Annotated in this window: 15 protein-coding genes and 1 pseudogene; 3 read left to right on the plus strand and 13 right to left on the minus strand. The window is 53.1% G+C overall.

Annotation, left to right across the window (positions count from 1 at the left end; translation table 11 throughout):
• Positions 1–112: 112 nt before the first annotated feature.
• Positions 113–1,672 carry a sensor domain-containing diguanylate cyclase gene (locus tag HBO10_RS29060; protein WP_169922239.1) on the plus strand — a complete coding sequence of 520 codons (1,560 nt, stop codon included), beginning with the start codon at positions 113–115 and terminating at the stop codon, positions 1,670–1,672.
• A gap of 33 nt (positions 1,673–1,705) precedes the next feature.
• Here the strand turns inward: HBO10_RS29060 and HBO10_RS31545 are convergent, their stop codons facing one another.
• The 11 genes from HBO10_RS31545 to HBO10_RS31690 all read right to left on the minus strand — a co-directional run bounded on the left by HBO10_RS31545 (position 1,706) and on the right by HBO10_RS31690 (position 14,645).
• On the minus strand, positions 1,706–2,086 hold the full coding sequence (locus tag HBO10_RS31545) for a phosphatase PAP2 family protein (RefSeq protein ID WP_262378134.1): 381 nt from the start codon (positions 2,084–2,086) through the stop codon (positions 1,706–1,708).
• A gap of 9 nt (positions 2,087–2,095) precedes the next feature.
• Positions 2,096–2,302: a hypothetical protein gene (locus tag HBO10_RS31550; protein ID WP_262378135.1), complete on the minus strand. Its 207-nt coding sequence runs from the start codon at positions 2,300–2,302 to the stop codon at positions 2,096–2,098.
• 6 nt (positions 2,303–2,308) lie between these two features.
• Positions 2,309–2,977: a hypothetical protein gene (locus HBO10_RS31555; RefSeq protein WP_262378136.1), complete on the minus strand. Its 669-nt coding sequence runs from the start codon at positions 2,975–2,977 to the stop codon at positions 2,309–2,311.
• Between the two features lie 286 nt (positions 2,978–3,263).
• On the minus strand, positions 3,264–4,196 hold the full coding sequence (locus tag HBO10_RS29075) for a universal stress protein (protein ID WP_169922201.1): 933 nt from the start codon (positions 4,194–4,196) through the stop codon (positions 3,264–3,266).
• 1,282 nt (positions 4,197–5,478) lie between these two features.
• A complete protein-coding gene (locus HBO10_RS29080; protein WP_186353538.1) occupies positions 5,479–8,127 on the minus strand; it encodes an EAL domain-containing protein in 2,649 nt (882 codons plus the stop codon).
• Between the two features lie 25 nt (positions 8,128–8,152).
• Positions 8,153–9,718, minus strand: coding sequence for a PAS domain-containing methyl-accepting chemotaxis protein (locus HBO10_RS29085; RefSeq protein ID WP_169922202.1), 1,566 nt, complete (start codon positions 9,716–9,718; stop codon positions 8,153–8,155).
• A 928-nt stretch (positions 9,719–10,646) separates the two neighbouring features.
• Positions 10,647–10,898, minus strand: a complete 252-nt coding sequence (locus tag HBO10_RS29090) for a hypothetical protein (protein ID WP_262378137.1) — start codon at positions 10,896–10,898, stop codon at positions 10,647–10,649.
• A gap of 1,006 nt (positions 10,899–11,904) precedes the next feature.
• Positions 11,905–12,660 carry a hypothetical protein gene (locus HBO10_RS29095; protein WP_169922203.1) on the minus strand — a complete coding sequence of 252 codons (756 nt, stop codon included), beginning with the start codon at positions 12,658–12,660 and terminating at the stop codon, positions 11,905–11,907.
• A 253-nt stretch (positions 12,661–12,913) separates the two neighbouring features.
• Complete coding sequence (locus HBO10_RS29100) at positions 12,914–13,435, minus strand: hypothetical protein (protein WP_169922204.1); 522 nt, start codon at positions 13,433–13,435, stop codon at positions 12,914–12,916.
• A gap of 577 nt (positions 13,436–14,012) precedes the next feature.
• A complete protein-coding gene (locus HBO10_RS29105) occupies positions 14,013–14,189 on the minus strand; it encodes a hypothetical protein (protein WP_169922205.1) in 177 nt (58 codons plus the stop codon).
• A 327-nt stretch (positions 14,190–14,516) separates the two neighbouring features.
• Entirely contained in the window at positions 14,517–14,645 is a 129-nt protein-coding gene (locus HBO10_RS31690; protein WP_346343138.1) for a hypothetical protein, read from the minus strand.
• Here HBO10_RS31690 and HBO10_RS29110 point away from each other — a divergent pair.
• Positions 14,631–15,007 (plus strand): annotated as a pseudogene (locus HBO10_RS29110) (helix-turn-helix domain-containing protein); the annotation flags it as partial. The gene HBO10_RS31690 and the pseudogene HBO10_RS29110 sit on opposite strands and share 15 nt — an antisense overlap.
• A 71-nt stretch (positions 15,008–15,078) precedes the next feature.
• Here the strand turns inward: HBO10_RS29110 and HBO10_RS29115 are convergent.
• Entirely contained in the window at positions 15,079–15,411 is a 333-nt protein-coding gene (locus HBO10_RS29115) for a hypothetical protein (protein ID WP_169922206.1), read from the minus strand.
• 338 nt (positions 15,412–15,749) lie between these two features.
• A complete protein-coding gene (locus HBO10_RS29120) occupies positions 15,750–15,944 on the minus strand; it encodes a hypothetical protein (RefSeq protein ID WP_169922207.1) in 195 nt (64 codons plus the stop codon).
• A 598-nt stretch (positions 15,945–16,542) separates the two neighbouring features.
• On the opposite strand from HBO10_RS29120, the gene HBO10_RS29125 reads away from it, so the two are divergent.
• Positions 16,543–16,950, plus strand: coding sequence for a hypothetical protein (locus HBO10_RS29125; RefSeq protein ID WP_169922208.1), 408 nt, complete (start codon positions 16,543–16,545; stop codon positions 16,948–16,950).
• Positions 16,951–17,025: the final 75 nt, after the last annotated feature.

A 17,025-nucleotide genomic window follows, 5' to 3' on the forward strand; every position in this document is an offset into this window, starting at 1 on the left:
TCAATGACCTTCAAAACGGCATCATATCGGTCGCTCAGCCCCCATCTCGCTTGGCTTCAACATTGCTTGCCAAGGCACGGTTCTCCCTCTGTGCCTTGGAATCCCTAAAGTGATGTTTACTAAGCGGCGCAGCTCCTTGGCAGGGTTCATTATCCTCGCTGTCGGATTGGTTGGCTTTTCAGCCCTGTTACTGCTGAAGTCCGAGACTCAACGTACAGAAAAGCGATTCTCGGAGTACGTGCAGAATATTTCCGGCATTGTGCGCAAACAGCTTGATACCAATGAGGCAGTGTTGGCCGGTTTCTCTGCATTTCTCCAGGCTGTCGATCAAAGCGATACGGATGCGACGGCCCGCTACGCAGCAGCCGTTTTATCCGCTTACCCTCATATTTACATGCTCGAGGCGGCGAGGGCGGTACCCATCGGCGAACAGGCTGCGTTCGAAGATCTATTGCGGCGTACCTGGCGGCCAGACTTTGAACTCAAGGACTTCCCCAGTCTCACTCATCAACCTGCACAACCTCAGGTGTATCTCAACGAGACTTGGCCTGTATTGTTCATGTACCCATTACTCCCTGAATCCAGCTCGATCTATGGTGTCAGGCTGGAAACCGTCGCCTATCTCTCCTATGCGCTGGCTCGAACCCACAGTAGCCAGAAACCTGTGGTATCACCGGTTTTCTCAATGTACGAGGGCGGTAGCGCTTACATTCTGATGCAGTCCGTCAGTCGGCCTGAACAGGCGCGAGAGAATACCCGCCCCAATTTCTTTGGCAGCACGATGGTGTCTTTGCTTTTGATCAAGACGAGTGCGCTACAGGATGCGGTGAATTATGCGAACGTAGATCCCCTGGTTAGCGTCAGTGCTGTCCTGAAAACCGCTGCAGGATCTGAAAGCAATGTCTTTACAACAGAGATCAAGCAAGCCGGTATCCTGGATCGCCTCCTCTTGCCGGCTCTGGCAGACCGAGTAGCGATCACAAGTGCTTCACAACCGATGACCTTGTTGTTTGAGCGTCAGTTGCGATTAGGGGATATTCTCACTGCGGAAACGTTGATAATCCTCGCGGTTCTCGCGGGGGCATTTGTACTGATGCCGGTGGTGTTGATTCGGCATTTCAAATCGATCGAAAGAGCAGAGGTTGAACTCGAACGCTCGGCTTATCTCGCGACCCATGATGTTCTAACCCAATTGCCGAATCGCTACCTCTTCGCCGATCGTTTCGATCAGGCCCTCTCAAACTGGGCATCGAGCGGAACTGCGTTTGCCGTTCTGTTAATCGATCTGGATCATTTCAAGGAGATTAACGATAAGCATGGCCATGAGGTCGGTGACCAGGTTCTCACGGAAGTCGCCAATCGCATGCTTCAGGTTACTCGTTCTTGTGACACCGTCGCACGCTACGGTGGAGATGAATTCGTGATTCTGATCACGGATCTTGTCAACCCGGAGAGTGCTGAACTCAACGCTGAAAGAGTGCTGGAAGTCATTGCGCAGACAGTAGCGACAAGCGCAGGAGAGCTGTCACTGTCGTGCAGTATCGGTGTTTCTCTTTGCCCCAATCATGGCCAAAGTCTGGGCTCGTTGCTGAAAGCGGCGGATCAGGCAATGTACGGCGTTAAACAACTAGGGCGCAAAGGAGTCGCAATGACTGAGTCCCCTGAAGCTTGAGATGGTTAAGCCCTTTGGCTCAATGCGTCCAACCTAGCGCCCTAAGTAGGACAGTCCGAGCAGCGCCAGCCAGGCCGGCCTGAATGCCAATCCCCCAATAACGTCGGAAAACCAATGCGCACCGAGGTAGAGGCGCGAGGAGGCGATCAGAAATATCAGGATTGCTGCACTGAGAGCGACAACGAGGCGCCATGCCGGGTGGAAATCACGCGCGATGAGAAAAGCGAGGAAACCGTAGAGCACGACATTGACCGTGCTATGGCCGCTAGGGAAGGAAAATGCACTCCAGCCGGAGTAGAGAAGTTTGCCTGGGCGAGCTCGATGCAACGCGACTTTGATGACCGAGTTGAGCGCTGAAGCGCCAGCAATCGCAATCAGCCAGTAGGCAGCTGTACGCCAGGCGCGTTTCCACATTAGTCATAACTAGACAACCAGCGTGACCGCCGCCACGACCGTGGTATCACCGAGTTCCGTAATGGCGATCATCACTGCGTCGCTCGGTGCTGTACGAAGCTCCTGGATCACGTGGTATATAGCGCTGTCGGCGAGCAGCAATGGGTCACCAGTGACGACATCTTCGAGGATGCAAAAGAAGAGCCAGGCTGCACCGACGAGTAGGACAGCTGACAAGGCCAGTTATCCCGCCATGCTCTCGATACGTATTTGCCTGCGATAAAAAGCGTGAATAGCCCACACGACCCCTACGAATAGCAACCCTGTTCCAAGCGCCTCCATAGGAGAGGGCCAGCGTTGGTTGATAAGCAGGCCCATCGCAGTCGCGTAAAGGGTTCCGCTGGCAATCAATTGCCCGCTTAGAGCCAGAGGTAGACGCCGAGTTGCGATTGACCATGCCCAGGCACCTGCAAGGGTAGCCCCTAACCCCTGAATCAACCCACATACTATTAGCGCCTGAGTACCTGCTAACCCGCTCGGATGGCTAGCGAAGTGGGACAGGTTCAAGTGCAGACCAACGGGGATGAAGGCCAGCATTTCGACGCTACACATGAAGATCAGCATGGCCGACCAAAGCATGGGGGACATGCTTGGGCGTTGAGCCAAAGCACTTTCATTTAATAGGCCAAAACCAGTCCAAAATCCGATCGCCAACAACGTTGCGACCAGCCCAAATAGTATTGAAGTTGTAGGGCGCACCACCGTCGCGCTGCTAAAGTCAAACACGCTCAGGTTGACCAAGCTTATGCCCAAAGCCGCTAACATCAGCGGCCCGGCAATGGCGCGCCAGGGCACGCTGGAGCTTCGCATGTTGCCGGCAATCGCGAGCACGATCGGTACTGAGTCCTTCATTACCGGAGGAATCACCGGCCCAGCAGCCAAGACCTCAGTGGTGATCAGGAAGAAGTAGCCGCGCGGCGAATGCCCAATCGCTCAACCGCAATTGCCGCAATTCGCTCCGGTAAACAAACAGCACTAGCATCCTGCGGACAAGGCTGCTAACTGGCTCCGGTGCGGGAGCGCCTCGCCTTCTTCTTGGCGCTGGCTAGCAGGACGGTAGGTCTTGCTTACTGAGTGAATCTGCATGGTTAAACTCATATGCCAAGGCAGAGGGTTTGCCGGTTCAGTTGACTAACTCCTAAGTATGTGGCCGATGATTATGGTGATTATATGGCCAAGAGGATGCCGCAGTATCTGCCGATGTACTGGGTGATGGGGCGGCCAGTTCCTCCAGGTGGGTAATGATGTCGTCCGGTTTGAGCACCAGTACGTCGCTGTCCAGGGTGTCCAGAATCATCTCAGCGGTGTTGCCGATCAATGCGCCGGATAGTCCGGTGCGAGCCACGCTACCGATCACCGTGAGCACGGCTTCGAGCTTGTGCGCGATGTACGGGATCAGCACATCGGCAGGGCCTTCTTCGATGTGCAGGCGTTCGTCGCTGACGTCGAATTCGGCCTGGAACGTCTTGCACAGTTCGCGATAGAGCACCTGAATGCTTTCTTTGAGTTGGAATACGGAATCGGCCGCCGACAGCATGGGGTAGGGGTGGGCGCTCAACATGTGCAGAGTGCCGCCGGCCAGTGTGGCGATGTCATAACCGTGGCTGACGATGCCGGAATGCAGGACGCGATGTTCCATGTCACTGCTGCCAGCATCGATGGCTGCGAGAATGGTGCCACCGTTCCAAGGCCTTGCGCTTTTTACTATGAGCACGGGGCTGGGGCAGTATCGCAATAGCTTCCAGTCCTCGGGGGTGAGCAGGGCCTTCATCAGCGGGTTGTCGGGCAGGTGTTGCTTGATCACCAGGCCGCATCCCTGCTCTTGTTGGGCGGCGATGATGGTCTTGTGTGAACTCCCATGCCAGGCCTGCTGGGCGCTGACGCTATAACCCTCCTGTTCCAAGCCGTTTTGCATGTCGCTCAGGTAGGAGCAGTGGTGGCGTTCCTTGTCGCAAGCCAGCAGATGCAGGTGCGACTGAGTGGCCCTGGCAATCATTTTGGCTCTATTCAGGATCAGATCCTTAGGCTGCTTCGAATCCACCACCACCAAGGTGTTGCGAATGGTGTGCATGAGTGTCTTCCTGTGCATAAGTACAGTTTTTAGGTGCAACGCCGCACGCGACAGCGAATATCGAATTCTGCCCGCTGAGTCCGATTGTTGACGCTTGAATCGCGCTGGCGTAAATAACCGGAGCGGCTGCTGATCGCTCATGCAACTGTGCAAGTTGACTCCGTATCACTGGCGCTGTTCTTCCATGGCATCTATATTAAGTTGTAACGCGCTCGATACACATGGTGCCAGATGAACTGTGTACATCCTGTTGGTTGCGTTGCTGGGAAAGAAGCTCTTGAGCATCTGCTGCGTTCAATGCAATGCTTGCCTGCGCCTATCCGCCCGCGCCAATGTTGTGCGATTGCGCGCAGCGGATTACCTACCGACTTGGTGAAACAAATCGAGTTGCTTTGTAGCGCTTTTTCTGTGCGCTCAACTCGGTTGTTAAGTATGACGGCAATTTTGCTTAAAACTTAGGTAGTTGGTCGGCTGAGTTAGTTGATTTTCACCTAAGGAAACTCAGAAAAAAAACCATTCGATCTGATGAAAAAAGCACCGCTCTAGCTGGCTGAGACGCCTGAAGCAGATTATCTTTTTCGATGCAAAGTACGCCAAAACGCAAGAAAGTTTGTCGCGAGCGCTTTTCTGATTGTGATGCATCAAGTGGTGAGTTCTACTGGGATGGTTGCTTTGTTCAAGCCCAGTTACCCGGATAGATGTCACCGTCCGGCCAAGTCATCTACTCAGCCCTGCAAGGCCAAGAGATAGTGTGCACTTAAATCTAAGTGACCACTACAACACGTCATGTCCTCATGCACCTAGGCCTTCGTTTCGGGTATTTGATAGCGTGCATTCTGCAGGTCGGCCGACAGGTCATTTCTCAGATTATCGGCGTATCCCCGGCATCATGGGGGCGTTAAGCATACAAAGGACGTTTCAGTACAGTCGAAAGCGACCCCTTGAGCATTGATTGCTGTCTTTAAGTAAGCATTGACCCTGTTCGAGGACAACATCGCCGCTGCAACGGAGTGGATGAGCTTGCCGGTTTGAGGGCTGGATTCTAAGCGCCCACTGGACATGTTGAGGACGAGGGTGGAAACGAGAGCTGTGTTCGGCTTATCAGTCGACTGGAGAGGGGAGCGCCTGTAGAGGTTCATCAAACGGTCTGTCGAATTGGGTGTTTAAGCCACATTCGCTATTGCTGCTTCGGGCCGAAGCCCAAATCGACCTCACGTCTTAACGTTGTGTGGCCTAGGCGACTCACTCCGCAATTGTGCCTGCCATGAATTCGCTGCCTCATTTAAAGCATAGGGACTTCACTCTCAACTTTCATAGAATGCGTCAGCATTAGACGCTCAAACTCGATCAGCGGCATTGGTCGGCCGAAGAGGTAGCCCTGGAAGCTCCGGCAGCCGAGCTCCAGTAGAGCGATGTGTTGCTCTTGACTCTCCACCCCTTCGGCAATTATCTCGAGCTGCAGACTATTGGCCAAGGCAAAGATGGCTCGGACGATTGCAAGACTGTTTGAGTCCCCCGGCAACTCGCGAACAAAAGACTGGTCGATCTTCAATTGATCCAGTGATAGTTGCTGCAAGTAGGCCAGCGACGAGTAACCAGTGCCAAAGTCGTCGATTGAGAAGCGAATTCCATGGGCCTTTAGTTCACATATGCGAGCAATGGCACCTGGTAAGTCGTCAAGGAGTAGCGTTTCGGTAAGCTCAAGTTTCAGTCTGTGTGGGTCTGCGCCACTTTGCTTCAAAATTTGAAGCACTCGCTCAACAAAGTTTGTCTGATAGAGGAGCCGTGCACTAAGGTTGACGGACAAACTGAGTGATGCCGTGGCCGACTGTTGCTGCCACAACGCTAGCTGATGGCAAGCATTCTGCAACATTTGCAAATCCAGCGTCTCAATCAAGCCGGCGTGCTCGGCCACCTCAACAAAGGCAGCTGGACTAAGCAGGCCACGTTGAGGATGTTGCCAGCGTGCCAAGACTTCAGCTCCAACCAGACGACCTGTGTCATCTAGCTGCGGCTGCAGGTAGGGGATGAACTCTTCGGACAGTAGCCCTCGACGAATTTCCTGTTCCAGGTTTAGGCGCTTGCTAACAGCCTCCTGCATGCGCGGATCGAAGAACCGCACCGTGTGCTTACCCGCTGCTTTGGCTTCGTACATCGACAGGTCAGCACGTTGCATGAGTTCATCTATTGAGTATGATCCGTCGTTGAACAAAGTTACGCCGATACTCGCACTGCTGCGCAACTCTAGTCCGTCGATTTGGTAAGGTGCGGCGAGTGTCGCTAGCAGTGATGTAGTGATTTGCTCGACCTGCATGGCAGCCTGTTGTGGTTGCTTGTTGAGGTGCTCAAGCAGCACCACGAACTCATCGCCGCCAAGGCGTGCCACTGTGTCACTCACCCGTACTGCGCCGTTGAGCCGCGCAGCGGCTAGGCACAAGACCTTGTCACCAATATGGTGCCCATGCATATCGTTGATGTTCTTAAATCCATCTAGGTCGAGAAACATCAGTGCTGCACACTCGCCATTACGCACGCAACCATCCAGCGCGTGCTGCAAGCGATCGAGGAGAAGGCTCCGATTGGGCAGGTCGGTTAGTCCATCAAAAAAGGCAAGGCGCTGGATACGCTCCTCGGCCGCCTTACGCTCGGATGTATCGTCAATGGATGCAACGTAGTTGATAACCTGGCCCTGGGTATTTCGCACCGCGCTGATTGACAGCCACTCGGGGAAAATTTCTCCGTTTTTACGCCGATTCCAGATTTCACCCTGCCAGCGATCTACCGCCTTGAGCTGTTGCCACATGCTCTGATAAAACGCCAAGCTTTGGCGTCCAGAGCTGAGCAGGCTGGTTCGCTGTCCAACAGCTTCCTCGCGGCTGTAGCCGGTGATGGTGCTGAAGGCCTGATTGACTCGCAGAATGCGGTTGAACTCGTCGGTGATGATCATGCCCTGCTGCGTTTCAAACGCGGCGGCTGCGATGCGCAATTCATGTTCGTCATCGACCCGCTGGGTTACATCGCGGGCGAGTACCACCACCGCCTGCTTGCCATTGAGTTGAATATCCAGACGCTGGGCATGACCCTCAAGTATCTTTACGCCATCTGCGCTCTGCCGAGTGTATTCGATGAGTTGCGGACTATCGCTGGCCAAGGTCTGTCGTATGAAGTCCATGAAACGCTCAGCTTCGCTTTGGGGCAATACATCGTGCACGCTTTGGCCAATACGTGCGGTCAGGACATCGTTGTGCGCCTCTTTCTTGGAAGGGGTCACCTCAAGGTAGAGTCCATCTTCATCCAGCACCAATAGGGTGTCAGGGATCGCCTCGGTGATCGCGCGTAGGCGCGACTCTCTGAGTTGCAGGGCGAGCTCGGTTCGTTGGCGTTGCTCGATCTCTTTGAGCATTAAACCCAGTACAACTGTCGCAACTGGCATGACCAGCAGCAAGGGAACAGCTGTCTGTTCCAAGCTGGATGCTGCTTGTGCTGCGGGCAACAACAGCATATCCAAAACCTGCATTAACAGGCCTAAAAACCAAAGCTGCCAAGCGCCGATAGCGAGCTTGCCGCTTAAGGAACAATGCCGGTACAACAGGCCAAACAGTATGGATAGGCAGATCTCCGCTAGACCAAAAGCCATACCGCTGCCACCCATCCATATTCGGTAAATACCCGCGATCAGGCCGGCAACGCCGGCTACGAGTGGCCCGTTAAATAGTGCGGCCATGCTCAGAACTACGCTGCGGCCATCGAAGAATATTCCGGGCTCTGGCGAGATGGGATTTAGCATGCCAATCACGCAAATAGCCCCGAATAGCAGTCCCAAAATCAATTGTATGGCTGTGCTGTGCTTGTCCCAGCGGCGCGTAATGAATGCGTGCAGCCAGCACAAAGCCAAAAGCAAAGCCGCTCCATTAATTAGGCTGATAATCAAGAAGCCCCCCCTCCTTTTGGTCTAGTTACCGGTTGAAGCGTTCAACCAGCGCCCGTAAACCACGAGAAGTAGTTTCCAGTTCAGTGCCACGAGCGACTGCTGCGTTAGCATTTTTAACTGTTCGATCAACCGTCCCGGCGACGTTGTTGATTTGCCGAGCAATATCTTCGGCTACATGGGCCTGCTCTTCTGAAGCGGCTGCCATTTGCTGACTCATGCCACTGATGCGTTCAACCGCCTCGCGAATCCCTTGAAGGGCTCCCTGAGCCTCTATAACTTGTTGTACGCCGTGATCTGCCTCGCTGATACCGATCCTGGCAATGCTCACAGCCTCATCAGCACCTTTTTTAAGCGTTTCAATAACACCCTGAATTTGTTGGGTAGACACACGGGTTTTACTGGCCAAGGCCCGAACTTCATCAGCGACCACCGCAAAACCTCGGCCCTGTTCACCGGCCCTGGCCGCTTCAATTGCCGCGTTGAGAGCCAGCAAGTTGGTTTGATCTGCAATGGATTGAATCACCCCGGCAGCCGTCATAATCTGCTGCGTTTCATTGGCGAGGTTGTCCACTGCTGTGCTGATGTTAGTTACCGTGTTGGCCAGCAGCTGAATCGCCTCTCTCGTGGTGCCGGCGACTTTGTCGCCTTGTTCGGCCAGTTCATTCGCTGTTTGCGCCTCAGTGGCGGTCTGTTGAACATGTCCCGCCACCTCACTGATTGAAGCAGCCATTTCAGTCATCGCGGCTGCGGTCATGTCCGTTTCGGCTCGCTGTTCCAACAACGCCTGTTCAGTTTGGTTAGAGAGCAAGGAGGAATCTGCAGCAGCTTCAGCCACTTGGCTAGCCAGATCGCTGAGCCGGGTGAGGGCGGTTTTAAGACGCGCATCCTCACTGATCAATATCATTTCCAGTTGCGCCGAGGGGCCGTATATTTCGCTGTAGGTAAGGGCGCTAATCGAATCACTAAAAGCATCAGGAGCGCCTTTAATTATCCGATTGAGTTGATTTTCCTCTCGCGTATATGACCACCATCCCATAGCTATGAAGAGGATGGCGATTATCGTTTGGGCCGGCAGGTTCGGCAGCGTGTTAACCACACCGATAGCGATCAGCGCTGCAATTGCGGGTAGGGCCAGCCTGCCAATAACAGCGGCACAGTGGCGCCTTTTCGGAACGGCTTGTTTGCCAGCCCGCAACCGCTCATACAGTATTTGCGCACGCTCAATCTGCTCGCGAGTCGGCTTGACCCTTACGGACTCGAAGCCTACCAGATGGCCATTTTCGAGAATGGGAGTGACGTAAGCATTGACCCAGTAATAGTCGCCATTCTTGCAGCGATTTTTTACGATTCCCATCCAGCTTTTGCCGGCCTTCAGATAGCTCCACATCATCCCAAAAACAGCAGGTGGCATGTCGGGATGGCGAACCAAGTTGTGTGGGCTACCGACCAACTGCTCACGCGAATAGCCGCTTATTTTTGTGAATTCGTCATTGCAGTAGGTGATTTTACCGTTGAAATCAGTAGCTGAGATCAAGCGCTGCTGGGCAGGAAAAATTTGCTCAACAGACGTAATCGTTTGAGTTGCACGCAAGTTTAATTCTCTACAAAAAGGCAAACATTGTGGGCATTATGCCATCACTGCGGCTATTCTCGTATTTTTTATATGGTTATTGATCTGGATTGAAGGTTACCGGTTTCATTGCGTGGTTTTCCGGCAGGCTGCTATTAATCTGGAGTACGCCTCTGCTGTAGACCTTGGGCGTCTCGCAAGTCAGCATCAGTGATGCTGACTTGCCGGAGCTGATGGGGCGGATGGTTAGGCTTTACGATGACGTGGATCGACTCAAGGCGTATGCGTGCGAGGTGAGGTCTGGGTGGCTTGTTGGCTTGCCAGGCGTGGGTCAGGGCCTTGGTGCGCGAAGCTGATTTTGAGCATCAACCCACGCACGAGGAAGGGCGATGTATCAGCAATATATTTGGATGGGAATGGTACTGATCGTTTGCTGGATCGTAGCCGTGTCGCTGATCTTTTACGTAGTCGCCAAGTAGAAAGACAAAGCCCCGGAGGTTCGCGGCTCCAGGGCTTCTATTTTCGCCTCCATCCCTTAATGTTTGGCGAACGTGACGACGACATTACCAGCTTTTTTGGATATTTCATTACGACTATAGATGATAGTGTTCGGTCAGCGGAGCATGAGGAGAGTACGTGTGGAATTCGTACGCCATTTTAGTAACCTTCCTTTTCAGCCGCCGATGGCATTGTGAAACACGTATCTTTATCAGTCTGGGTAATCGTCGAACTCAAGGCTAGATTTACCTTGGTTCATCAGGTGGTGCGTCGGTTTATGTTCCGCACCGGCTGCAGCATCCGCGCGCATTTGATCGAGCTCTTTTTCAAAGGCCTTGTTTTAAACTTTTGGCTTGCTGGTGTAGGCCTTTCGTTCCGAATCGATCTTTGCGACATAGATGATTAGGAATCCGGAGCTCCCACCAGACGCACATGGCTGGCGGTGGAAAGGTCAGTGGCTAGCGATGGTGATACCTCGGCCAATGTGCTGGCCACGTGTGCCCGTACTGCCGCTGTGGCAGCGAGCGATGCCCAGCGCGAGATCGTTCGCCTTACTGCTGGTGCCGGTACGGGTCATGGTCATGTTATCGAACTGCGAGGGAAACTCGCTGAGCAGTTCTTCGGCGTAATCCACAACTGAGGGATGTAGATAGCGCGTGTGTTTATTCAGCCGGGCATTTTTCTCAGCAATGGCCGCCACCATGGCGGGGTGGTAGTGAAGGGAGCAGGTCTGAAATTGGCACTGTGATTCCTCCGAGGAAGAGGTCAGCGTAGCAATAGAATAATTTTTAGGGCTTGATGATCTCCAGCTGTGTCGTGAACCTCACATCAGTTTTTTGCGAAGCTGCGAACCATTCTTAGGCAGTTTGTACTTGTCATCGGAAACTGATGAAGATCACTTGCTGTAGTGGCTTATAGCCGCTAATAGTAATGAGGTTCGAGGAGAGGGGTTGAAGATGATTTCGAGATTTGTTGTTGTCCCAGCAATCCCGAAAGAAACGGGATCATTGCGCATCGGAATGAGCTTCTGCAAGAATGCGCCCATAGGGTTCGACATCTATGACAACGAAGAGAAACAACGTCTAACGACTACCTATCAAGCCCGAGAACTAGCGGAGGAGGAGTGTCAGCGATTGAACCTGGCGCGCCTTAAAAACGCACTTTCCAAATGAGAATCCACGACTGCGCTCTCGGCATTCATCACCCTCAAAAAGGCATCCGGTGCCTGGCGTTCCGAAACGGGTGGATCAGTTACTCAAGGGCATGCTACCTGCACCTCTCTGACGTGGATGCTCGGCATTCAGGAGCGAGCAAACGGCCTCTGCCTCTACCCTCGCCTTAAACACACCGTGCTTGCTAGCAGAGCCTCCCTCGACGAGATCCACAACCCGATACTGCTTGATGCCATTATCCATTCTGGTTGTTTCGATGACCCTGAATCTTGAATGCATGGTGCGTTCCCTGCTGAAACTGGTGCTTTAGGAGTACCGATATCACTCCATGATTTCAACCATTATGCAGGACTGAGCTGAGACAATTTATGACAGGGCGCAACGATTCTCTGCGTGAGGACAGAGACTTCGCGGGAGGTGGGTGAGAATGGAGCAGACTACGCGGTTGTCGTCGACCAAGTCATGCAGGGCAGAAATGGTTCTGAGCACCTCAACAGCATCGAGGTAACGATGCAGATTGATGTGAATTGGACTCGCTCAGGTTGTTCCGTCGTCATTAGCGGCACGCATGGGTAGGCAATTAATTGATAGGCTATGGTCTCGGAGGCGGTGGCGGACGCATTCTTTGGGCGAGAGCTCCAGGCTGTCGACCACACCGAGTGAAGAAGGCGCATTGTCTTGTGGATGATTTGCGTGAATGCCGAAATTACCCGGCCATTTGCTTCGCTTCCTTGGCCGTGTTGGAGCGACCTCTGGTGGGTCTGGCTCACAATACACGTCGGCGACTTTTGGCTGTCCGTATTCGTCAAAGAACCACGCGTGATCTAAGAAACCCATAATGCCAAGTTCAAAGCCGATCAGAATGTCGTGAGCATATTTTTGAAATAACCAGCCAGCATCGACGCACTCGTCTGCTTCTTCATCCTCGATCGCAAGCACCGACCATGAGTCACCCATAGCCTCGGCAGTAACTCTCTGCCATGCGGGCAAAAGCTTGTCATATTCAGCTCCATTCAATCGATGGTTGTAGACAATGGTGACCGTATTCTCAGACGCGTGTATTAGCATGACCGGGTAAAACTCAAAACTGACAATCAGTCTCTCAATCAAGTCGATAACGCAGGCGTTAACGCCGTCGGCCCACAGTACCGCGAATGTTTGGATGTGGAGACGATCAAAGCATTTGGTAAGAACACTCCGCGTCTGCTGGGTGCTAAGAACTGTAAAGGCACCATGGCCAGAGGCGTCGGCCGGCTGCTCGCACTCTGTGAACAGCAGTCGAGAAAGATTCATAGTTGTCACCACGTCGGTGTGGTTACGGCAAAAAATTCTTGCGGATCCCGTCAAACTGATTCAAGGCCGGGACGATTGCAAGAGCCGTCACGCGCCTGATTTTTATCCAGGTAATGCGCGTAGACCAAGGAAGGCCGGATATTGAAATGGCACGTGTAGTTTCCCAGATTTCCACCAACCCACATCTCTTCGCACAAATTTTGAAGTGCCAGGGATCCGCAAGGGACGAGGTGTCAATGTCCTGGCGGAATGTTCAAAAAACTTCAAAGTCGTCGATCATGTCATCTGAGTAGTCATCGCTGGAAATGACTTCATATTTTTCAAGTCCGAGAGTATTGGACTGAAGGATTTCTTTCACAGCCATCCAAAACACGAAGTCGGAGCGGCCCGAATAGACTTCATGCTCGTTGCCGAAATCTGCCATCAGCCGCTGATTCCAATCGGTATCGATGATCTCAAGCCACAATGACTCGATGGTGGCAAAGCTGCTGCCCGTCACCTCGCTGCTCAAAAATAGCTTGATGTTGTCTTTGTATGCTGCGACCACCTTGATTCCAGACAGGGCGCCTCGAAGGTACGCCCGTTCCAGGGTGTGAATTACAAAGGTCTCCTCCAACGGCACGTGGTACATAACCGCGAACCGCTGCTTGGCTGCCTCGGGCATCAGATCAAGGTTCGGGCTTTTCCATTGCGGGCAACTGAAAACCTGATAGCTGGTCACCTCGTCAAGTTCGACGGGGACAGACTCGGGATGAAAAAGGGTCGACAGGGGCATGGCGGTTCTCCTCCGTGGTGTGGAGAAGTCAAGATCACCTCTGGCAATCTGGCAAGGTGATCTTGAGAAATAATTCAGAGACAATCCTTTGCTATCAATGAGTTACGGTATGCTATCAACATACCGTTTCGAGATCTGTCCACAGTATACTCGGCAAGAGAACGTATTTTTATGCAGGTTTTCCGTGCAAAAAATGCTGACAGATCACCTCGTCTGAGCGACCTAGGTCTCGCTCGCACGAACCCTTTTCTCCGACACTTTTTCCATGCATGAGCCGGCCTCTGTCGCCGCTGCAAACGAGCCGGCTTCACGACAGCCATCTGCCGAAGGCAACACCGTAAAAACTGGCTTTGGTACTCGCTTCTTATTCATTTCCATTTCTGAGTTTCGGATAACATATGGAGGAGGTCGTGCCGCGCGAGCGGAGCGCGCAAGCGTGACGGATGAAAGCCCTCAGGGCCAAGATCCTGCGTTAGCAGGGGCGTGGTTCACGCCAGCCGGCCCCGTAGGGCACGCAACCACTCAAATGACGGATAGGCAAGGGTGCAAGTACATCCCACTCTGAAGCATCTATACGTTATTCAGCATTTGCTATGCCATCCCGCTCATCTTGATCTGCGTAATGCTGTTCAACGCGCGCTATCCTGAGGGCTTGCTGGGTTAAATATTCGGCACTCGTGATCTCTATCATTTTCGAAGCCAGGGCCATAGCTTGATCGGTCGTTAACCAAAACTTTTCATCGCCGATTTTCATGTATACCTTGTGCTCAGAATCTCTTTCTAGAAGAACTCCATAACTATTGTCGTCATCAGCAACTTTGGGTACTGGTAAGTGCGGCGATGTGAAGGAAGCTACTGATATTTCACAGATTGAATTTGTGATAGTAACGAAGGTATTTGGGGGTATTCTGCAGCTCATAGGCTAATCCATTTATAAAAATGCTTTAATATATAAAACGGAGGGAAACCCAAAAACTTGAGTGAAAATTTTATGGTTTTTATCCTCTGATAATAAATTCCTTTGGGATCTTCTGGTGAAGACAAGCGCAACGCTTGGGAGCGGATTACAAGTCCCTATGGTTCAATCACTGTGGTGGGCGGCGGCAAAAGCTGAGTGCAACGGCAACACCTGACCTTTCCAGTACGGTGCTGCCTCATTTCCTAGAACGATCTCAGCGTCTAAGAACGCGCCGCCATTCAAATCGGTCATGTCCAGGGCTTCAGCCAGGGTGGGATTACTCGGCTGATCGAATGATCTCCCTCGACCATCAGCCGGGAATTGCGCCGCAATCGACAGATCAGTGGTCGTTACTCAGCCCGTGTGGCCCAGCAACAGATGCAAGCCCGCGTCAAACCTGTCGACCAATGCGATAACTTTTGCCGGGTAGTGAACGCTTCGAGTTGGTGGCCCATATGCTGCGCGAGCGTTTGTCTCGCGAGCAGCTTGCCAGCAAGCTACGCAGCATGAACAGTCCCAGCCTTAGAGATGCTTACGTCTGCCGCGAGACGATCTATAACGCGATCTATGCCCTGCCGGTCGGCGAACTGCGCAAGGAACTGATCAACTGTCTTGGCGTGAACCCTGGATAGAATTGGGTAGAAAGCATTGCAACTACGGCACTATCAGTCACAACTTTGACGTTCTACATCGACTTCACCGAAACCACTTCCACGTATCGATATTTCTTCCTAGCCACTTTGACCGCTTCCTGCTCTGCCAGGAGCGTACTCAGGGTATCAGCCTCGTGGGTCATCTCGTGTGTTTTGCCTTCAAACTCGTTGCCGACGCGCAGGGTCACTTTCAAGCGTGGCGTGAATGTCTTTGCGACCTTCTTTTTCTGCGGCGGTAATACCGGTTGAGCTGGCGTGATCTCTGGCGGAGGAGCTTGTACCGGAGAGGCAATAATTTGTTCTGCTGGCGCGGGGCTGCCGAAGAGCGCTCGGCGCATCTCTTCCTCAGTCAATTCTGGGTTCATGTGATTTCTCGTGGGGGATGTGTAGCTGGCCTAATTCTACCAGTCGACCAGTGCTTTGAGAGCGTGGAAAACCTGGGGCGTCAGCCACCAAGTCGCTGAGACCTGAGCGCAGCAGGAATCTAGGTGCGCTTCGTGAGGCTGCTCCAGCAAGCGGAGCACGCAGGCGTGAGGATGAAAGCCCGGAGGGCCCAGACACCAGCGGGCACCGCTCGGGTTAGGTTTACGAGAGCCGACCCCAAGGGGGCACGCCCTGAACGCAAAGGAATTTCTCAGCGCTCCTGTCGCAAGCCACTATCGACGAGTGGCAGAGGGCAGGCGACCTACCTATGGGTTATGGGTCAGTCATCCAGGTGCTGTGACAAATAGTTAACCAAGTCTAGCGGAGTCCGGCTGTCGATCACCTTGTAGATCAGATCACGCTTACCGCCTGGTAATTTCTTCACCACATTTTTCGCGGATGCTCTGATGGCTTCGTCTGTTCCATGGATGCGTGCCGCGAGGAGCAGTACGAGCGTGGCATCAGTCAGATTCATAACATGGCGCTATCAAACGTAAAGCGCAGTATATCCGCGCGCTCTTGCCGAAGGCGTCGGAATGATTTCTGTGATCGTCATTCGCATCTCCTTGTCTGTAGGGACATCGACATTTTTTATGGATTTCGTGGCGTGCTTGAGCCCCCGACGTAGCTGGCCTACAGGCGTCATAAATCTTCTGATTTTTTTGCGCATTTTCCTTCAAGCATCCGAGTCAATCCAGCCTCAGACCTTCCTGGGCTGGATTGGGATACATCACTGCGCTAGATTAGTGCCAATGACTACGTTCAATGGAGAGAGCACATGTGTCACTTACGTGAAGAAGACTGGATCTAACTCATCTGGTTGTAGCTAAAGTGGGCTTCCTGCAAGCTGAGTGCAACGTTGCCGCACCCACTAGAAATAGCATTCAGAATCCAGGTGCTGCGCCAGATACCCTGGCCATGCGAGCACCAAGCAAGCGGAGCGCGCAGGCGTGCGGGATGAAAGCCCGTAGGGCCGAAACGTGGCTTGCCACGGTTCGGTTCACGACAGCCCTCCGCCAGCGGCGGCACGCCACTACCGCAGCCCAGCTTCAACCGACCTGAAAGAGACTGAAATGACCCACGATGAACTCCGAAAGCTTGAGCACACTAGGCGGAGAGCGCTATGGGAGATTGCCAGATTCCTTCCAGGTGACCCCGAGGCAGCTGACGCCTTAGCCATCCTTGATGACCTCGACGACCAGGAGCGAAGCGGCACGCCCTCAATGGGTGAGTCACTCGAACTCAATGAAGTTCGTGCCTCTGTCCCGGTGCAGCATCACAACTGCGGCATCGATATCGTCTTGGAAATAACCATTCCTCAGCCATGGAGAGAGCGTTTCCTGCAGGCGAGCATCGGATCTACCAGGATAGTTGACGGGCCTTACGCAACGGACTGGGATAAATTCCTGGCTAGATGGGAAGCTGAGATGCGGCACCTGGAGCAGCATAGGGCTGCGAGATACAAACGAGGAACAGATTGAGTGAGTGACGGGCATGGTAAAAGACGACGATGACACTGTGTACTGCGACATTCAGATGCCATTGGCTCGACGCTA

The organism is Pseudomonas sp. WS 5503 (assembly GCF_012985385.1).
Classification (GTDB): Bacteria; Pseudomonadota; Gammaproteobacteria; order Pseudomonadales; family Pseudomonadaceae; genus Aquipseudomonas; species Aquipseudomonas paracarnis.